At 72.7% G+C, this 18,030-nt stretch carries 17 protein-coding genes; 6 read left to right on the forward strand and 11 right to left on the reverse strand.

The genetic code is table 11. The annotated features are described in order from the left end of the window. Nucleotides 1–127: 127 nt before the first annotated feature. A complete protein-coding gene (locus ACIOFR_RS30255; protein ID WP_401002409.1) occupies nt 128–895 on the forward strand; it encodes a FadR/GntR family transcriptional regulator in 768 nt (255 codons plus the stop codon). Between the two features lie 195 nt (nt 896–1,090). Here ACIOFR_RS30255 and ACIOFR_RS30260 read toward each other — a convergent pair whose 3' ends face one another. The 5 genes from ACIOFR_RS30260 to ACIOFR_RS30280 form a co-directional block, all read right to left on the reverse strand. Next, nucleotides 1,091–1,432: a hypothetical protein gene (locus ACIOFR_RS30260; protein WP_401002410.1), complete on the reverse strand. Its 342-nt coding sequence runs from the start codon at nt 1,430–1,432 to the stop codon at nt 1,091–1,093. A gap of 218 nt (nt 1,433–1,650) precedes the next feature. After that, on the reverse strand, nt 1,651–2,820 hold the full coding sequence (locus ACIOFR_RS30265) for a Gfo/Idh/MocA family protein (protein ID WP_401002411.1): 1,170 nt from the start codon (nt 2,818–2,820) through the stop codon (nt 1,651–1,653). A 50-nt stretch (nt 2,821–2,870) separates the two neighbouring features. Next, nucleotides 2,871–3,722: a carbohydrate ABC transporter permease gene (locus tag ACIOFR_RS30270; RefSeq protein WP_401002412.1), complete on the reverse strand. Its 852-nt coding sequence runs from the start codon at nt 3,720–3,722 to the stop codon at nt 2,871–2,873. Next, nucleotides 3,715–4,680: a carbohydrate ABC transporter permease gene (locus ACIOFR_RS30275; RefSeq protein WP_401002413.1), complete on the reverse strand. Its 966-nt coding sequence runs from the start codon at nt 4,678–4,680 to the stop codon at nt 3,715–3,717. Before ACIOFR_RS30275 ends, ACIOFR_RS30270 begins: the two co-directional genes overlap by 8 nt. Nucleotides 4,681–4,684: 4 nt before the next feature. Continuing rightward, nucleotides 4,685–5,983 carry an ABC transporter substrate-binding protein gene (locus tag ACIOFR_RS30280; RefSeq protein ID WP_401002414.1) on the reverse strand — a complete coding sequence of 433 codons (1,299 nt, stop codon included), beginning with the start codon at nt 5,981–5,983 and terminating at the stop codon, nt 4,685–4,687. 333 nt (nt 5,984–6,316) lie between these two features. Here ACIOFR_RS30280 and ACIOFR_RS30285 point away from each other — a divergent pair, with 333 nt between their 5' ends. The 3 genes from ACIOFR_RS30285 (at nt 6,317) to ACIOFR_RS30295 (ending at nt 8,654) form a co-directional block, all read left to right on the forward strand. Continuing rightward, nucleotides 6,317–7,090, forward strand: coding sequence for a FadR/GntR family transcriptional regulator (locus ACIOFR_RS30285; RefSeq protein ID WP_401002415.1), 774 nt, complete (start codon nt 6,317–6,319; stop codon nt 7,088–7,090). 80 nt (nt 7,091–7,170) lie between these two features. Further along, nucleotides 7,171–8,214, forward strand: a complete 1,044-nt coding sequence (locus tag ACIOFR_RS30290; protein WP_401002416.1) for an enolase C-terminal domain-like protein — start codon at nt 7,171–7,173, stop codon at nt 8,212–8,214. Between the two features lie 110 nt (nt 8,215–8,324). Continuing rightward, nucleotides 8,325–8,654 (forward strand): L-rhamnose mutarotase, encoded by a 330-nt coding sequence (locus ACIOFR_RS30295; protein WP_401002417.1) that lies wholly within the window; start codon nt 8,325–8,327, stop codon nt 8,652–8,654. Between the two features lie 100 nt (nt 8,655–8,754). Here the strand turns inward: ACIOFR_RS30295 and ACIOFR_RS30300 are convergent, their stop codons facing one another. The 6 genes from ACIOFR_RS30300 to ACIOFR_RS30325 form a co-directional block, all read right to left on the reverse strand. Then, a complete protein-coding gene (locus ACIOFR_RS30300; protein WP_401002418.1) occupies nt 8,755–9,600 on the reverse strand; it encodes an amidohydrolase family protein in 846 nt (281 codons plus the stop codon). After that, nucleotides 9,597–10,670, reverse strand: a complete 1,074-nt coding sequence (locus ACIOFR_RS30305; RefSeq protein WP_401002419.1) for an aldo/keto reductase — start codon at nt 10,668–10,670, stop codon at nt 9,597–9,599. The genes ACIOFR_RS30300 and ACIOFR_RS30305 overlap by 4 nt, the downstream gene beginning before the upstream one ends. 89 nt (nt 10,671–10,759) lie before the next feature. Further along, nucleotides 10,760–11,515: an SDR family NAD(P)-dependent oxidoreductase gene (locus ACIOFR_RS30310; RefSeq protein ID WP_401002420.1), complete on the reverse strand. Its 756-nt coding sequence runs from the start codon at nt 11,513–11,515 to the stop codon at nt 10,760–10,762. Nucleotides 11,516–11,529: 14 nt separating this feature from the next. Continuing rightward, a complete protein-coding gene (locus ACIOFR_RS30315; RefSeq protein WP_401002421.1) occupies nt 11,530–12,381 on the reverse strand; it encodes a fumarylacetoacetate hydrolase family protein in 852 nt (283 codons plus the stop codon). 285 nt (nt 12,382–12,666) lie between these two features. Next, on the reverse strand, nt 12,667–13,665 hold the full coding sequence (locus tag ACIOFR_RS30320; RefSeq protein WP_401002422.1) for an ABC transporter substrate-binding protein: 999 nt from the start codon (nt 13,663–13,665) through the stop codon (nt 12,667–12,669). Between the two features lie 365 nt (nt 13,666–14,030). Then, nucleotides 14,031–14,801, reverse strand: a complete 771-nt coding sequence (locus ACIOFR_RS30325) for a thioesterase II family protein (RefSeq protein ID WP_401002423.1) — start codon at nt 14,799–14,801, stop codon at nt 14,031–14,033. Nucleotides 14,802–15,151: 350 nt separating this feature from the next. Between ACIOFR_RS30325 and ACIOFR_RS30330 the strand changes: the two genes are divergently transcribed. Next, nucleotides 15,152–17,227, forward strand: a complete 2,076-nt coding sequence (locus tag ACIOFR_RS30330; protein ID WP_401002424.1) for a BTAD domain-containing putative transcriptional regulator — start codon at nt 15,152–15,154, stop codon at nt 17,225–17,227. Nucleotides 17,228–17,360: 133 nt separating this feature from the next. Beyond that, nucleotides 17,361–18,026, forward strand: coding sequence for an O-methyltransferase (locus tag ACIOFR_RS30335; RefSeq protein ID WP_401002425.1), 666 nt, complete (start codon nt 17,361–17,363; stop codon nt 18,024–18,026). Nucleotides 18,027–18,030: the final 4 nt, after the last annotated feature.

Raw genomic sequence — 18,030 nt, forward strand, 5'->3', positions numbered from 1 at the left:
AGCCTTGCGGCTTTGGTCTGACCATGTATTTCGCGACACTCTACAGGGAGGCCGACCCTTTGGTCAGACCATTCATGCGTCGGGCTAGGATGAGGCGATCGAGCGTACGAGACGGGGAGGGCCCGACATGGCGGACGCGGCATGGGAGCCGGTGCCCCGTGCCCGGACGTACGAGCTGGTGCTGGCGCGGATCGAGGAGCAGTTCCTGTCGGGCCGGCTCGGCGTCGGCGACCGGCTGCCGCCCGAGCGTGAGCTGGTCGAGCTGCTCGGCGTCAGCCGGGCCGCCATCCGGGAGGCGCTGCGGGTGCTGGAGGCCCAGGGCGTGGTGCGCTCCCGGGTGGGAACCGGCCCGGACTCCGGCACGGTGATCGCCGCGCTGCCCAGCGAGGGGCTCACCCAGCTGCTGCGGCTCCACCTGGCGCTCGCGAACTTCCCGCTCGGGGACGTCTTCGAGGCCCGGGCGAGCCTGGAGCGTTCCAGCGCGCGCCTGGCCGCCGGGCACGCCACCGCCGAGCAGTTGGCCCGCCTGCGGGAGCCGCTGCTGCGGATGGACGAGGCCGGGCTGACCCGCGAGGGGTTCAACGACTGCGACACCGCCTTCCACGTGGCGCTGGCCGAGGCGGCCGGCAACCGGCTGATCGCGGACCTCACCGTCGCCGTCCGCAACGCCGTCCGGCACACCATCCTCACCGCCTTCCACCGGCTCCCGGACTGGGAGGCCCAGGCGGCCCGGCTCCGCGCCGAGCACCACGCCATCTACGAGGCGGTCGCAGCCGGGGACGCGGACCGCGCGGGGGAACTCGTCGAGGCCCACATCCGGGCCTTCCACCGGGTGATCGCCGCGGCACCGGCACTCGGCCCGCCTGAGCCGGAGGGCCTGAACGGGCCCGCCTGAGCCGCCCGGTCGCGACCGCCGCCCGGAGCGCGACGACGGTGCCGGAGAGCCGGGCCCGTTCGGCGGCGGTGTCGAGGCGGGGGGCCGCTCGCTGCGGACGTCGTCCAGCTCGACGTGCCGCCCGTCGCCGGTGAGCTGGCCGCGGACGAAGGAGTGCGCGACGCGGTGGTGGCCGACCGGCTCCAGGTGCCGGTCTCACCCGGCAGGATGGGGATCCCCGGTCGACGTACCGTCCGACCGGGGCCCGCCGGCCGGGCGGCGGCCACCGGAGCGCCGGATCAGCAACAGCACCGGCGCACCAGCCGCCACGGCGGCCCCAGCCCCGATCAGCTGCCACGCGGTCCGGCGCATCTCCTCCCGCTCGCCGGTGCACCCCGGGTTGAACTCGGCCGAGTAGCCGGGGCCGCGGAAGCCGGCACCGCAGAAGAGCTTGCTGTGCCCGTCGTTGCCGTACGGGTTCGGGTACAGCCCCACCCCGGCCCCCGTCAGCACCGTCAGGACCCCGACCCCCAGCACCGCGCCCACCACTCGACGCATGGCACGCCCCCGTTCGCTCCACCACCCCGCGCGCCGACCTGACGACACGGGTCCTGACCACCTGTCACGTCAGGCGCCACGATCGCAGACGACTCTCCGGGCCGATCGGTTGCGGTGTGGTCGCCCACCGGCACCGGCCCGGCGGATCCGGTGCGGCCGCTGTGCGGCGGCCGGCGCCGGCCGGTCCTTCGCCGGGCGGGGTCGGGGGCGGACCGGACTCAGCGCTGTCCGCCCGCGAAGTAGGCGGCCAGCTCCGGGTCGACGGGCGCGATGTCGACGGGCCTGCCGCCGTCGCGCAGGGACGTGGTGGCCGCGTACCCGGCGGCCACCGCCTCGCGGGCCGCCACCGGGGAGGTCACCGTGCTGCCGCCCTCCCGGACGAACCGCAGGAACTCCGCCACCAGCACCGGGTCGGCGCCGCCGTGGGTGCCGGCCGGGGTGTGCACGCGGACCGTCACGTCGGGCTCGGCGCGGTAGTCGGACCGGCGGTTCCAGACCCGCACCTCGGCGCCCTCGGAGTCGCCGAAGTTCTCCAGCCGTCCCTCCGTCCCGATCACCGTGTAGTTGCGCCAGTAGTCCGGCGTGTAGTGGCACTGCTGGTAGCTGGCGAGCACGCCGTTGTCCAGCTGCATCTGCATCATGCTGAGGTCCTCGACGTCCACCACCGGGTTGAGTCCGGTGAGGCTGAGCGGCGGCCAGTTCTCGGTGGACAGCCACTCGGTCATCCGCTCCCCGCTGCGGTCGCGGTGCGAGGTGATGTCGCCGTAGACGGTCAGACCGCCCAGGGCGTTCACCCGGCGGGTGCTGCCGCCGGCCAGCCAGTGGATGACGTCGATGTCGTGGGCGCCCTTCTGGAGCAGCAGGCCGGTGGTGTTGCGCCGGTCGGCGTGCCAGTCCTTGAAGTAGAAGTCCCCGCCGTGGCCCACGAAGTGGCGGCACCAGACGGCTTTGACCTGCCCGATCGCGCCCTGTTCGATGAGCCGGCGGATGGCGACCACGACCGGCATGTGCCGCATGTTGTGGCCGACGTACAGCGGGGTCCGGTGCTTGTGGGCCGCCGCGAGCAGCCGGTCGCAGCCCCCGGTGGTGATCGCCAGCGGCTTGTCCAGGAAGACCGGGACACCGGCCGCGAGGAAGTCCAGCCCGATCCGCTCGTGGGTGTGGTCGGGCGTGAGCACGAAGACCCCGTCGAGCCCGGCGTCGAGCAGCTCGCGGTGGTCCTGGGCGGTCCGCACCTGCGGCCCGAACCGCTCCCGTGCGCTCGCCAGCAGGCGCGGGTCGAGGTCGCAGACGGCTGCCACCGTCGAGCCCTCGCCGGGCCGGTGGGCCAGCTCGACCAGGTCGCTGCGGATGCCGAGGCCGATGACGCCGAGCGTGATGTCGTCCAATGCCGGTGTCCTTTCGAGGAAGTGTGGGGCTGGGGCCGGTCGTCCGGGCCTCAGCCCTTGCTGCCGGTGAACGCGATCCCCTGGATGAAGTGCCGTTGCAGCAGGACGAAGGAGACGATCATCGGTGCGGTGGCCATCAGCGCGCCGGCCATCAGGACCGAGTAGTCGGTGAAGTGCTCGCCCTGGAGGGTCGCCAGGCCGGCGGACAGGGTCATCTTCTCCGGGTCGGTGGCGATGACGAGCGGGTACATCAGGTCGTTCCACGACCAGAGCGTGGTCAGGATGGTGAGCGCCAGCAGGCCCGGCCGGGCCAGCGGGAGCGCGACGTGCCGGAAGACCTGCCAGGGGTTGGCGCCGTCCAGCCGTGCGGCCTCCTCGACGTCGTGCGGCAGCGCCATGAAGAACTGGCGCAGCAGGAAGGTGCCGAAGGCGCTGAACATGCCGGGGACGATCAGGCCCGGGAGGGAGTTCAGCCAGCCGAGGTCCTGGATGATCATGTACTGCGGGATCAGGAAGACGAGACCCGGGACCATCAGCACCGACAGGAACAGGCCGAAGAGCAGCCCGCTGCCGCGGAAACGCATCCGGGCGAAGGCGTAGCCGGCCATCGCGGAGAAGACCACCTGGGCGACGGTCCGTCCGGCCGTCATCAGCACGGTGTTGAGGAACATCCGCCCGAACGGCAGCGATGTGAACACCTTGCCGAAGTTCGACCACTCCCAGTGGTGCGGCAGGAAGGTCGGTGGCAGCCGGGTGGTCTCGGCGAACGGTTTGAGCGCCGTGACGAGCTCCCACACGAACGGGCCGATCATCACCGTGGCCATGGCGATCAGCGCCGCGTGGGTGGCCACCGACCGGGCACGCAGCCGCGGGGCGCGGACGGGGGACGAGGTGTCAGGCATAGTGCACCCACCGCTTCTGGAGGCGGAACTGGACGAACGTCATCAGCACGATGAATCCCACCAGGACGAAGGCCACCGCGGCCCCGAAGCCGGTGTCGTGCTCGACGAAGGCCTTTTCGAAGAAGAGGTACGAGATCGACCGGACCCGGGGCAGGGCCGGGTTGGCCCCGCCGGCCGCGGCCCCCGGGGTGCTCATCATCATGTAGGCGAGGTCGAACATCTGCAGTGAGTTGATCATCGTCAGCACGGTGACGAAGAAGATGTTCGGACTCAGCAGCGGCACGGTGATGCGCAGGAACATCCGGACCGGACCGGCCCCGTCCATCCGCGCGGCCTCGTAGTACTCGGCGGGGATCCCCTGCAGTCCGGCCAGGAAGATCACCATGTTGTAGCCGAGCGACATCCAGATGCCGATCGCGGCCAGCGAGTAGAGCGCGACGGCCGGGTCGGAGGCCCAGTGCGGGCCGTGGATCCCGGTCGTGGCCAGCAGGTTGTTGACGAGGCCGTAGTTGCCGTCGTACATCCAGCGCCACAGCATCGCGACGGCCACCGGCATGGTCACCACCGGGAGGAAGAAGACCACCCGGTAGATCGAACGGCCGCGCAGGTCCTTCTGGTTGAGCAGTGCGGCCACCAGCACCGCGAGCGGGATGCCGGCGAGCTGGAGCACGGTGTACAGCAGTGTGTTGAGGAGTGCCTGCCCCACCGTCGGCTCGTGGACGAGGGCGGTGTAGTTGGCGGTGCCGGCCCAGGCGTGCCCGCCGAACGGGCCGGAGTCGGTGAAGCTGTAGTAGAAGGTCTGCGCGATGGGCCACAGGTAGAACACCGACAACCCGATGGTCGTCGGCGCGATCATGAGATAGGCCCAGGTCCGTTCGCGGCGGCGCCCGGGGTGCCGCGCCCGTCGCGGGGCGGGGGCGGACCGGGCCGCGGGCCGGGTGGCCGCGGTCTGTGTCATGAACTCACTTTTCCTTGCTCAGTGCCGTGTTCATCACGCCGGCCATCTCCTTCGCGGCCGCCGCGAGGTCGGCCGACCCGTCCCAGACGGGGGCGAAGACGGTCGCTTCCTTGCTCTGCCACGCGGAGGTGTTCCTGGACGTGGGGTACGGGACCGAGTACGCAACCTCGTCCAGGAAGGACTGCAGGTGGAACTGCGGGGTCGCGCTCAGCCACGCCTGCTGGGTGTTGTTGAAGGCCGGGATGACCCCGGCCTCCTTCGCCCCGATCTCCGCGGCGTCCTTGGAGCCGAGGAAGGCGAGGAAGGCCGCCGCCTCCTTGGGGTGCTTGGTCTTGGCATAGGCGACGTTGGCCAGGCCGTGGATGACCCCCGCGCGTTTGGTCCCCTGCGGCAGCACCGTGACGTCCACGTTCCCCTGGAGGTTGGGGTTCTTGGAGAACTCCAGCGTGTTCCAGCTGCCGCCGTAGTACATGGCGATCTTGCCGGAGTCGAAGAGCTGGCTGGGGTAGGTGTCGGTCATCGACTTCAGCGACGGTGAGGCCCCGGCCTTGATCAGGTCGGTCCAGAACTTCAGGCCCGTGACCGCGGCCGGCTGGTCGAAACCGGAGGACGTCCCGTCCGGCGAGATGATCGTGCCGCCGGCCTGGAGGATGGTGTTGTAGTAGTTCTCCTGGTTGAACGGCGGTGCCAGGATGCCGTACTGGCCCTTGGATGCGTCGGTCAGCTTGACGGCGGCGTCCTGGAGGTTCTGCCAGGTCCACGTGTCGTCGGGGTACGTCACCCCGGCCGCGTCGAACAGCTTCTTGTTGTACCAGAGCCCGACGGTGTCGAAGTCCTTGGGGATGCCGTACTGGGTGCCCTTGTAGCTGTACAGGCTGACCAGGCTCTGCGGGTAGTCGGAGAGGTTCACCTTGGTGGCGGCGAGCCTGTCCGTCAGCGGCATCAGGATGCCGTTGGCCTCGTAGAGCTGGGCGTTGGGGCCGTTCATCCAGAAGACGTCCGGCGCGCTGCCGCTGGTGGCGTCGGCCTGGAGCTTGGTCCAGTACTCCGCGCTGGCGGTCAGCTGGACGGTCACCTTGACCGAGGGGTTGGCGGCGTGGAACGCGTCGACGACGTGCTGCATGGCGGGCTGCTGGTTGGCGTCCCAGATCCGGTAGGTGAGCTCGACCGGACCGCTCGCGGAGCCGTCACCGCCGCCGCTGGAACAGCCGGCCGCACCGAGGATCAGGCCGATGGCCGCGCCGAGTGCCGCGGGGCGTCTGCCGGCCCGACCGGTGTGTCCGCCGCTACGCCGAGTGTACATAGGAGCATCCCATCTGGAGGGGGAGGTTTGCGGGGCTGATAGATCTGATACATGTCACGATCTCGGTGGTGGGCTGGGCCGACTTTGCGGGAGTGTGCGGCAACTGCCGGGCTCGGGGAGGGGGCGTCCGATGGCGGCCCGCGCTCGCATGGCCGGAGGAAACGGCCCAGCTGGGATGGGGAAGAGTCTGCGGGTGCCGGATCCTGGCGTCAAGGGTTTGGATATGCTTCACTGAACTGCAAGCAGCCTGATATATATGAAACATGGAGCGCCGACGCGTCGAGGCGGGACCGCCCCGACCGGCGGCCTCCCGAGCGAAAGTGGGGGAGCGTCGTGACTCGCTCAGAGAGCGGCTCCGCATCCGCGCCGGCGGCCCCGGTGAAGGGCTACCGCCCCGGTTACGAGGTCGCGGCGGAACGGATCCTCGAATACGTCGTCCGCTCCGGCCTCCGGCCGGGAACCCGGCTGCCCACCGAGAAGGACCTGGCCGACGAGGTCCAGATGAGCCGGACGGTGGTCCGGGAGGCGGTGAAGATCCTCTCCGCCCTGGGTCGGCTGTCCGTGCAGAAGGGGCGCGGCATCTACGTGGCCGAGCCGGAGGAGTCCTCCTGGCAGAACTCGCTGGCGAGCTTCCTGCCGGCGGACCTGCGACAGGTCGACGAGCTGTTCGAGTTCCGCCGGCACCTGGAGACCACCACCGCCAACCTGGCCGCGCAGCGGGCGACCCCCGCGCAGGTCAGGGCGGTGCGGGACGCCGCACAGCGGTCCGCCGAGGCGGCGGACCGCTCCGACCTCGACGCCTTCACCCTGGCCGACGAGGCGTTCCACCTCGGCATCGCGGCCGCCGCCGCGAACATGTTCTTCGCCTCCACCGTCGACGCGGTGCGGCGACTGCAGCGTCAGGTGACCGCGATCGGCCTGGCCGGTATCGCGGGCGGGTCGCTGAGAGTGGCCGCCGGGCAGCACGAGGCGATCGCCGAGGCCGTCGCCGCAGGCGAGGCGGGCCGGGCCGAGGCCCTGATGGCAGAACACATCGACATGACCGCACATCAGTTCCAGCGCGAGATCTGGCGCCGCGTCGTTCCCGGCGACGACGCCGACTCGTAGCGATGCCGGCTCGTGGCGACGGCGACCGGTCCTCGCGCCGCCGGCTCCTGATTCCGTACTTCCAGCCGTGAAGGACTTCGATGCGAATCACCGACGTGACCCTTGAACTGGTCGACCTGCCCGCCCAGCCGCCCTTCCGGTGGAGGGCCGGGCTGCCGGGCTCCGAGCCGGCGGTGGTCGGCGGCATCCTGCGCGTCCACACCGACGAGGGCCTGGTGGGCGAGGCCCACACCAGACGCGGAGTGATCGTGGCCGACCTGGTGGCGCGCCGGATCCGTGAGGACCTGATCGGCCGCGACCCGCTGATGCGTGAACTGCTGTGGCAGCGGCTGTGGGAGCTGGACCGGATCGAGGAGCTTCCGATCTACGCCCTGGGCCTGGTCGACGTGGCGCTCTGGGACCTGGCGGGCAAGGCGTCCGGGCAGCCGGTCCACCGGCTGCTGGGCACGTACCGCGAAGCCGTCCCGGCCTACGCCAGCACGGTCACCTTCGACACCGTCGAGGAGTATCTCGACGTCGCCGACCAGTGCCTGGAACTGGGCTACGTCGGCATCAAACTGCACGCCTGGGGAGACCCGAAGGCGGACGCGGACCTCTGCGTGAAGTTGCGCGAGCACGTGGGCGACGACGTCCCGCTGATGTACGACGGATCGGCCGGCTTCGACCTCGCCGACTCGATCCACGTCGGGCGCGCCCTGGCCGACGCTGGCTACCTGTGGTACGAGGAGCCGATGCGCGAGTTCAGCGTCACCTCCTACCGCTGGCTGGCCGAGCAGGTCTCGGTCCCGCTGCTGGTCGCCGAGACCTCCGACGGCGCGCACCTGAACGTCGGCGACTTCGTCGCGGCCGGCGCGGCGGGCCGGGTGCGCACGAGCGCGCAGTACAAGGGCGGGATCACCGGGGCCCTGCGGATCGCGCACCTGGCCGACAGCTACCAGCTGCGCGCCGAGGTGCACGGCACCGGCGTGGTCAACGCCCACCTGTGCATGGCGATACCCAACACCACCTACTACGAGTCCCTGGTGTACACCAACCCCGTCGTGCGCGAGCCGTCGGTGGGCGCGGACGGTCTGGTGCAGGCCCCGACGGCCCCCGGCATCGGCTTCGACCAGCCGGGCTGGTGACGGACTCCGGCCGGCTCCCCGGGGCGGAGCCGGCCGGGCCCGGCGGTCCACCGCGGGCACCCGCCACGGGTGCCCGCCGCTCGTCACCCATCGCGGAAGGAGACGGCACCGTGCCCGTCCAACGCTTCGCGGCGGTCATCCGCCTGCGGCCGGAACTGGAGGCCGAGTACCGCGCCCTGCACGCGGCGGCCTGGCCCGAGGTCCTGGCGACCGTCAAACGCGCCAACATCGGCAACTACTCGATCTTCCTGCGCGACGGACTGCTCTTCAGCTACCTGGAGTACACCGGCGACGACTACGCGGCCGACACCGCACGGATCGCCGACTGCCCGGTCACCCGCGAGTGGTGGGCCCGTACCGACCCCTGCCAGCAGCCGCTGGACGGCGCCGCGGACGGTGAGTGGTGGGCGCCGGTGGAGGAGGTGTTCCACCTCGAATGACACCGGCTCGACCGGCACCCGCGCGACCGGCACCGGTCCCGGGCACCACGGAGGGGGCGGACGCCACGGCGTCCGCCCCCTCCGCCGTGGCGGCCCGCGGCTACAGGCGGTAGACCCGGGCGGCCGTGCCGCCGAGGATCTCGTCCTGCTCGGTCTCCGGCAGGTCCGCCAGGAGCTCGCGGGTGGTGGCGAACACCCGGTCGTACGTGGCCGCCAGCGTGCACACCGGCCAGTCCGAGCCGAACATCAGCCGCCGGGGGCCGAAGGCGTGGAGGGCCGTCGCGACGAACGGCCGGAGGTCGTCGGTCCTCCAGTGGTCCAGGTCGGCCTCGGTGACCAGCCCGGAGAGTTTGGCCGCGGTGTTGGGCAGCGCGGCCAGGGCGTGCAGGTCGGCGGCCCAGGTGTCCGGTCCGCGTGGGCGTACCGGAGGCTTGCCCAGGTGGTCCAGGACGAAGGTGAGTCCGGGGTGCCGCCTGGCGGCCTCGGCCGCCGACGGCAGCTGCTCGGGACGCAGCACCAGGTCGTACGCCAGTCCGGCGGAGGCCACGGCCGCCAGGCCGCGACCCACGTCGGGGCGCAGCAGCCAGTCGGGATCGTCCTCGCCCTGCACCTGGTGACGGATGCCGACCAGGCGCTCGCCCCCGGGCATCGCCCGAAGCGTGCCGAGGGTGTCGGCGACGGCGGGTGAGGTCAGGTCGGTCCAGCCGACGACGCCGGCCACCAGCGGGTCGGCCGCGGCCAGGGCGAGGTACTCGGGGGTCTCCTCGGGGACGCAGATCGTCTGCACCAGCACGCCGGCGGCGACGCCGGCGGCGGTGGCCTGCGGGCGGAGCTCGTCGAGCGTGAAGTCGCGTCGCAGCGGCTCCAGTCCGGGGCCGGCGAGCCAGTCCTGGGCGCGGACCGACAGGTCCCAGACGTGGTGGTGCGCGTCGATGGCGGCGGTCACGGCCGCCTCCGCGGCGGGGTGTTCGGGTCGCTCGCGCGGGTGTGCGGCGCGGATGCGGGCGTCGGGGGCGCCCCTCGATGGTGGGGATCGGCAGGCAGCGGGACGTCCCCGGGCAGCAGGCCCGCGGACCGCAGGGCCGCCCAGAGGGCCGGAGGGACGGGCCGGGTGAACATCGCGGCGGCGTCCGCCACCTCGTCGGGGCTGCGCGCCCCGAGCAGGATCCCGGCGACCGCCGGATGGCTGAACGGGAACTGCAGCGCGGCCGCGCGCAGGGGGACGTCGAACGCCTCGCAGACGGTCTTCAGGGCCAGGGCGCGCTCCAGCAGCCGTGCGGGGGCCGGGGCGTAGTCGAAGGTCGCGCCCGGACCGGGATCGGCCAGCAGGCCCGAGTTGAACACGCCGCCGACCAGCACGGACACCCCTCGCCGGGCGGCCTCGGGCAGCAGCGTGGCCAGCCCGCTCTGGTCCAGCAGGGAGTAGCGGCCGGCCAGCAGGACGACGTCGACGTCGGTCTCGCGGACGAACCGGGTCAGCATCACGGTCTGGTTCATGCCGGCGCCGATCGCGCCGACCGTGCCCTCCGCGCGCATCCGCTCCAGCTCCGGGTAGGCGAGGTCGAAGGCGTCCCGCTCATGGTCGTCCGGGTCGTGCAGGTAGACGATGTCCACATGGTCCAGCCCGAGGCGGGTCAGACTCTCCTCGATGCCGGCGCGGACACCGCGTGCGGTGAAGTCCCAGACCCGCCGGTGGGTGGCGGGCACGGCGAAGCCGTTGTCCAGGTCGGTGCCGTGCGCACCGGGGCGGGGACGCAACAGGCGGCCGACCTTGGTGGAGATCGTGTACCGGTTGCGCGGTCTGTCGCGCAGCGCGGCGCCGAGCCGGCGTTCGGACAGGCCCAGCCCGTAGTGCGGGGCGGTGTCGAAGCTGCGGATGCCGCGGTCCCAGGCGGCCTCGACGGTGGCGGCCGCGTCCTCGTCGCTGACGGCGTGGAACAGGTTGCCGAGCGGGGCGGCCCCCAGGGTCACCTGGCTGACGGCGATGCCGGTGCGCCCGAGCGGTGTGCTGCGCATGGGGTTCAGGGTTGCCTCTCGGTAGGGACCCGGCCGGGGCCGGCAGGGAGTGTGCGGGCCCGGCCGGGTGCACGGGGCCGCTCCGGCCGTCAGGAGGTGGCGCGGCGCGGTCGCAGGCCGGCCATGCCGCCGTCGACGGCCAGGGCGGTGCCGGTGGTCGACCGGGCGAGCGGGCCCGCCAGGTACGCGATCGCGGCGGCGACCTCCTCGGCGGTGACCAGCCGGCCGTGCGGCTGACGGGCCGCCAGGGCGGCGCGCTCGGCGACGGGGTCGGGCGAGTTGTCCAGCAGCCGGGCCACCCACGGGGTGTCGACCGTCCCCGGGTTGACGCAGTTGACCCGGATGCCCTCCTGGAGGTGGTCGGCGGCCATGGCCAGGGTGAGGGCGAGCACGGCCCCCTTGCTGGCCGCGTACAGGGCGCGGCCCGGCAGGCCCGCGGTGGCGGCGATCGAGCAGGTGTTGACGATCGAGGCGTGCTCCGAGCGCCGCAGGTGGGGGAGGGCCGCGCGGGTGGTGCGGACGAGGCCGAGCAGGTTGATGTCGAGGACCCGGTGCCACTGCTCGTCGGAGTTGTCCTCGACGGTGCCCGCCGCGCCGACGGCGGCGTTGTTGACCAGGATGTCGAGGCCGCCCAGCGTCTGCGCGGCGGCCTCGACGGCGGCCCGTACGCCGGTGTCGTCGCCCACGTCGGCGGTGAAGCCGACCAGGGGCGGGGGCAGCCGGCCGGGAGCGAGGTCGAGCACGGCCACCCGCGCGCCGCGCTCGGCCAGCAGCCGGGCGGTGGCCAGGCCGATGCCCGAGGCGCCGCCGGTCACCACGGCCCGCAGGCCCTGGAGTTCCGTCATGGTCCGTCCTCCCCTCAGGCCGTCTCGAAGGTCTGGCGCTGGCTGCCGAGTCCGTCGATGCCGAGCGCGACCGTGTCGCCGGGGCGCAGGTACGGCTGGCCGGGAAGGCCCAGCGCGACGCCGGCCGGCGTCCCGGTGTTGACCACGTCGCCGGGCTCCAGAACCATGTACTGGCTGAGGAACCAGAGCAGGTGGGCCACGTCGAAGATCATGTTCCCGGTGGTGCCGCTCTGCCGCGGGGTGCCGTTGACCGTGGTGGTCAGCCGCAGCTTCCGGGGGTCGGGGATCTCGTCCGGGGTGACCAGCCAGGGGCCCAGCGGGTTGAAGGTCTCGCAGGACTTGCCCAGGTCCCACTGGCCGGAGTACTCCAGCTGGAACTCCCGCTCGGACACGTCGTTGCTGATGGTGTATCCGGCCACGCAGCCGAGGGCCTCCTCGGGGGAGGCGAGGTAGCGGGCGCGGCGGCCGACGACCACCGCGAGCTCCACCTCCCAGTCGGTCTTCAGCGACCCGCGGGGGATCAGCACCGGGTCGTACGGGCCGACCACGGTGGACGGGTCCTTCATGAAGACCACCGGCCGGGTCGGGACGGCCGCGCCGGTCTCCTCGGCGTGGTCGCGGTAGTTCAGCCCGATGCAGACCACCTTGCCCGGCCGCGCCACCGGCGCCCCGGTCCGGAGGCCGGTGACGTCCAGCTCGGGGAGGTGTCCGCGGCGCAGGGCCGTCCGGGCCCGGGCGGGGCCGTCCGACGACAGGAAACGGCCGTCGATGTCGGCGGTGACCGGTGAGAGGTCCAGGACCCGCCCGTCCTCCGCGAGCAGCGCGGGCACCTCGTGGCCGGCGGGTCCGACCCTCATCAGTTTCATCGGAAGCATCCCCTCACGCCTCGGATCTTGATGCTTGACCGGACTCTAGGAGGTTTCGACGGGGTGGCGCAAGAACTAGATCAGAAATATGTGCTCGGGCGAACGGGGTTGGGGCCGGGAATGTGCAGGTTGGGTGCTCGCCGTTCCGGCCTGTCGGCTCGATGAATCAGATCTATCGGGTGAAGCCGCTTGTCTGCCGTGGTGGCTCGTGCCTACAGTCGGTCAGGAGCGTGCCGGCGGGCCCGACCGGCTCCGCACACGTCACGTCCCCGGACCGGGGCAAGGTCAGCACTCGGTGTGGTAGAGGTACTTGGCGAAGTCGGGATTGCCGATGTCCTCCTTGGTGATGGCGGCCATGGTGGTGGCGATCTCCGGACTGACACTCCTGCCCTCGAACGCCGCGGCCAGCTGGTCGACGGCCTGGGTGCCGATCCCCGCCGGGTCCTGCGCCACCAGGACCTGGACGGTGCCCGCGTTGAGCGCGGTGACCTGGTCCGGCCCGGCGTCGAAGCCGACGACCTTCACGGTGCGCTGCTTGCCGGCCTGGGTCAGCCCGGTGGCGATGCCCTGGGCGGTGATGGTGTTGCCGGCGAACACGCCCCGCAGGTCGGGGTGGGCGGCCAGGGCCGACTGGACCTGCGCGGCCGCGGTGGCGGGCTGGTTGTCGTCGTACAGCGTCGGCAGGACCGTGATGCCGGGATGGCGGGCCATCTCCTCGACGAAGCCCTTGATCCGGGCGTCGGTGGTGGTGACGCCGGCCTTGACGCTGATCAGCAGCACCGACCCCTTGTCGCCCATCTGCTTGGCGAGCGCCAGGGCGGCGAGGACCCCGCCGGTCTCGTTGTCGGAGGAGATGCGGGTGATGCCGACCGCGCTGTCGCCGACCGCGGTGTCGACCAGGCCGATCTTGGTGCCGGCGGTCTGGAGCCGCTTGAGCGAGGGGGTCAGCGCGTCCTGGTCGACCGGTGAGACCAGCAGGCCGTCCGGCCGGGACGCGGCCGCCGAGTCGATCAGCGGGCGCTGGACGTTGACGTCCCACTGCGCGGAGCCGTCCACGGTGAGGTCCATCTTCAGCAGTTGGGCCTCGGCCTGGGCGGCGCAGGTCATGGTGACGTAGAACGGATCGCTCTTCAGGCCGGTGATCAGGGTGACCTTCCGGTGGGCCGCGCTGCCCTTGTTCACCGCCGGCTCGTCGCCGCCGATCGCCGAACACGCCGTGGGGGCCAGGGCCAGCACCGCGCCGGCGGCGCTCACCAGCCGGCGCTTGTCGCGAACGCTCCACATGATCTGCACTCCTCGTTGGCGGCGCGCCGGGGCGCCACCGGGGTCGGGCTTCCGCGAACTCGCCGACCGGCTCGGGGTCCCTGGGGGTCGGACGTGGCGCGAGGACCCGGCGGTGGCGTCCGGAGGTCGCCCGGGCGTGCCGACCTCCCGGGGTGGGTGTCGTCTGACAACGTTGCCACGCCGATGTTGGCGATCAGTCTGACGCAGGAGTAGCCGCAGGAGAAGGGGTGGAGCGCAGATCGTTTCGCACGGTTCGTCCCGGTCCGGGTCGGGTCAACTCCCGCGCGGAGACGTCGATTCGACGTTCCTGCTGCTGGGAGGCGGCCGCCCCGGCCGCCCCGGGGGCGGGGCGGCGCGGTGACGGGTCACCGGGGGCCGGGGCTCCCCTGACCGGCGGTCATCCGGTCGCGCAGCAGGGCGATCACCTCGGCGGCGCGGGCGGTGAGGTAGAAGTGGCCGCCGGGGAAGACCCTGAGCTCGAACGCCCCGGTCGTGTGCGCCTCCCAGGCGGCGGTCTCGGGGACGGCCGCGCGGGGGTCGTCGTCGCCGACCAGGGCCGTGACAGGGCAGGAGAGCACGGCGTCCGGGCGGCTGCGGTAACGGCCCACGGCCCGGTAGTCGTTGCGGACCGGCTGCAGGATCATGTCCAGCATCTCCGCGTCCTCCAGCAGGCCGGCGCCGGTTCCGTCGAGGCTGCGCAGGTCGGCGATGATCTCGGACTCGGTCAGGGTCATCAGGTCGGTGGAGCCCAGGGAGGGCGACTTACGGCCGGACACGAAGAGGTTGGCCGGGGGGTGACCGTCGCGTTCCAGTCGCAGCGCGACCTCGAACGCGACCAGGGCGCCCATGCTGTGCCCGAAGAGGTCCAGCGGGGCCCCGCGCCACGGGTCGAGGGCCCGGGCGATCTCGTCCGCGAGGCGGCCGATGTCGCCGATCCCGGGCTCCAGGCGCCGGTCCTGACGGCCCGGGTACTGGATCGCGAGCACCTCGATGCCCGGAGCGAGCGCGGCGGAGACGGGGTGGAAGAACACGGCCGAGCCGCCCGCGTGCGGGAAGCAGACCAGTCGTCGGGTGGCCGAGGGGGACGGGTGGTAGCACCGGCACCACAGTCCGCTGTCCGCGAGGGGTGCAGTCATCGGGGTCCTTCCGGGTCGCGAGGGGGCGGCGTGACGGGAGCGACAACTTGTCATGCCTTACTCATTGCGGTGCGAACCAAACCTGCGAACGGCGAAATCGCGGCCTTTGGCTCGTTCCGGTTCATTCCTCCGGCACATGCCGCCAGCCTGTTGTTGGGAGACCGGAGGGGACCTTAGATTCACGGGTGATCCAGCCAGCGGCGTCGGGGGGCCAGGCCGCGGCTGTCCTCGGGCCGGCGCGTCCGCCGCCACGGCCTGTCGCCCTGTTCTGCCGCCACGAATCGAGGCCGCCTGTGCAGTTCAGTATGCTCGGCCCGCTGTCCATCCGGGTGGACGGAGGGGAGCGTGAGGTGTCCGCTCCCCGGCAGAGAGTGGTGCTCGCCCTGCTCCTGGTCAACGCCAACCGCGTGGTGTCGGTGGACCGGATCGCCGCGGCGGTCTGGGACGGCGGCCCGCCGCCGAGCGCCGCGGCCACCGTCCGCACCTACGTGATGAGACTCCGTCAGGTCCTCGGCGGCCAGGCCGGCAGACGCATCCTCACCAGGGCCCCCGGCTACCAGATCGAGCTGGACGAGGACGAGACCGACCTCGGACGTTTCACCGCACACCGTACCCGGGCCGCCGCCCACGTCCGGGCCGGCGAGCTGGAACGGGCCTCGGCGGAGTACACCGCGGCGCTCGACCTGTGGCGCGGGGAACCGCTGGTCGACATCCCCTCCCGCACCCTGCGCGACGTCGAGGGCCGCTACCTCCACGAACTGCGGCTGCAGACGGTGGAATCGCGCCTGGACGTCGACCTCGCCCTGTGCCGGCACGCCGAGATAATGCCCGAGCTCTGGCGCGAGGTCCAGGAGAGCCCGCTGCGCGAGGCCCTGGTCAGCCGGCTGATGCTGGCCCTGTTCCGGGCCGGCCGGCAGTCCGAGGCGCTCGCCCTGTTCCAGCTGACCCGCACCGCCCTGATCGACCAGCTGGGCGCCGAACCCGGGCCCGAGCTGCGGGAGATGCAGCGGCGCATCCTGGCCGCCGACGACCCGGCGTCCTCGGCCCGCCCGAAGGGCGACACCGCGGGGCCGGAGCCGCAGCGCCCCGGCCCGTACCGCGCCGAGCCGCGCTGGCCCCGGCCCGCCCAACTGCCCGCAGGGCCAGGCGGGTTGGTCGGCCGGACCGCGGAGGAGCAGGAACTGGCCCGGCGGCTGCTCGCCGAGGTGCCGGCCGGTGCGACCGCCGCGGCCACCGTGATCACCGGCAGCGGCGGCATCGGCAAGAGCGCGCTCGCCCTGCGGGTCGCGCACGGCGTCCGCGACCGGTTCGGCCACGGGCAGCTCTACGCCGACCTCGGCGGCACCGGCAGCCCCGCCGAGCCCGGCGAGGTGCTCGGCCGCTTCCTCACCGACCTCGGGGTCCCGGCCGACGAGATCCCCGGTGATCCGGAACAGGCCGTCCTGCTGTACCGCTCGCTCACCGCCGACCGCCGGGTCCTCGTCGTGCTGGACGACGCGAGCAGTGCGGCGCAGGTCCGGCCCCTGGTCCCCGGCTGCCGCGCCGGCCGGGTGGTCGTCACCAGCCGCGACCGCCTCGCCGACCTGGACGGCGCGCACACCATCACCCTGCGACCACTGGACGAGGCCGCCTCCCTGGAACTGCTCGGCTCCATCGTCGGCCGCCAGCGCGTCGAGGCCGAACCGCACGCCGCCCGCGCCGTCGTCCGCCGCTGCTCGGGCCTGCCGCTCGCGGTGCGCATCGTCGGCGCCCGCTACCTGGGCCGCCCGCACTGGGACCTCGGCCGGCTGGCCGCCCGGCTCGCCCGGTCCGCGCACCTGCTGGACGAACTGCGGGTCGGCGACCTCGGCGTCCGGGTCGGCCTGGAGAGCGGCTACCGCGGCCTGCAGTGCGGCTCCCGGCACCTGCCCTCCTTACCCGACCCCGCCGCCGCCTTCCGGATGCTCGGGGCCGTCGGTGCCGAGCACACCGACGCCGACATGGTCGCGGCCCTGCTGGAGTGCCAGGTGGACACCGCGGAAGCCGTCCTGGAGACCCTCGCCGACGCCCACCTGCTGCACGCCCGCGGCTGCGGCCGCTACCACCTGGACCACCTGCTGCGTGCCTACGCCCGCGAGCGGGCCGAGGCCGAGGACCCGCCCGAGCGCCGGGCGCAGACCCTGCACCACCTGCTCACCCACTACCTGCGGATGGCCGAGGACACCCTCGCCCCGTCCGCCGGCCTGGCCGGTACCGGCCAGGCCTGCGACCCGGCGGCCCACACCTGGGCGCCCGCCTCCTCCTGCCACCCGAACGCCCGGGACTGGTGGCGCGCCGAGCAGGCCAACCTCAGGTCCGCGCTGGAACTCGCGGCCACCGCCGGGCTCGACCGGGTCGGCCACCGGCTGCGCTCGATGCTCGGCCGGACCGTCAGCAGCGCCCTGTGAGGCGGGCCCGCGGCCGCGCCGGCCCGCCCAGCCCCTCCGCGCCCAGCCCCTCCGCGCCCAGCCCCTCCCCGTCCAGCCCCTCCCCACTGACCAGCCGTCCGGACCGGGACGCGCACCGCCGACAAGGAGACCCATGGCCCAGCAGGTGACACCCACGCAGGAACTGCTCGACTACGTCCGGGCGACCTCGCTCCGGGACGACCCGCTGCTGGCCGCCCTGCGGGCCGAGACCGCCGAACTGCCGGCCGGCGAGGCCATGCAGGTGATGGCCGAGGAGGGCCAGCTGCTCGCCCTCCTGGTCAAGTTGACCGGCGCCCGGCGGATCCTGGAGATCGGCACCTTCACCGGCTACAGCACGCTCTGCATGGCCCGCGCCCTACCGGCCGACGGGGAGCTGGTGACCTGCGACATCACCGACCGCTGGCCCGCCATCGGGGCCGGGTACTGGGAGCAGGCGAAGGTCGCCGACCGGATCGAGCTGCGGATCGGCGACGCCGTCGGCACGCTCGCCGCCCTGGCGGCCGAACGCGGGCCGGAGTCGTTCGACTTCGTCTTCGTCGACGCCGACAAGGCCAACTACCGCCGCTACTACGAGGACTCGCTCGCCCTGCTGCGCCCCGGCGGCCTGCTGGTGGTGGACAACACGCTGTTCTTCGGCCGGGTCGCCGATCCGGCCGCGCAGGACCCGGACACCGCCGGCGTCCGCGAGCTGAACGCCGCGCTGCACGCCGACGACCGGGTGGAGATCTCACTGCTGACCGTCGCCGACGGCATCACCCTGGCCCGCAAGAAGCCGTGACACC

It is taken from the genome of Kitasatospora sp. NPDC088346, assembly GCF_044740765.1.
Classification (GTDB): Bacteria; Actinomycetota; Actinomycetes; order Streptomycetales; family Streptomycetaceae; genus Kitasatospora.